This is a genomic window from Pseudoalteromonas sp. S1727, from assembly GCF_005886375.1.
Lineage (GTDB): Bacteria > Pseudomonadota > Gammaproteobacteria > Enterobacterales > Alteromonadaceae > Pseudoalteromonas > Pseudoalteromonas haloplanktis.
Window position 1 is genome coordinate 1 of record NZ_PNDT01000151.1, and the last position, 406, is coordinate 406.

Annotated in this window: 1 rRNA gene; it reads left to right on the forward strand. The window is 45.1% G+C overall.

Annotated features, from left to right (window positions below):
- The first annotated feature begins 121 nt into the window (after positions 1–121).
- Positions 122–236: ribosomal RNA gene (gene rrf / locus CWB85_RS21060) — 5S ribosomal RNA — on the forward strand.
- Positions 237–406 lie beyond the last annotated feature (170 nt).

The following is a 406-nucleotide window of genomic DNA, read 5'->3' on the forward strand; positions in this document are numbered from 1 at the left end:
CACAACTAAAGTAGATTTACTGGCAGCTGTAAGCGATAAGCTTTAAGTTGTAAGAAGACAATTATCAGATTTTCCAGATTTTAATTAATTGGCTCGCAAGAGCGGATTAATACCAAATTTGCTTGGTGACAATAGCGTTTTGGACCCACCTGACCCCATGCCGAACTCAGTAGTGAAACGAAACAGCGCCGATGATAGTGTAGCATTTGCTATGTGAAAGTAGGTCATCGCCAGGCTCCAAATAAGAGAAACCCGTTACAGCAATGTGACGGGTTTTTTGTTGTCTGGGATAAAGTATAGCTGTCAGCGTTAAGCCGTCAGCTATCAGCCGCACAGTGTCAACCTAGACACCGTAGCGTGAGTTGAGTCTGTGACCCCCCCGGATTAAAGACCGCCACGACTAATC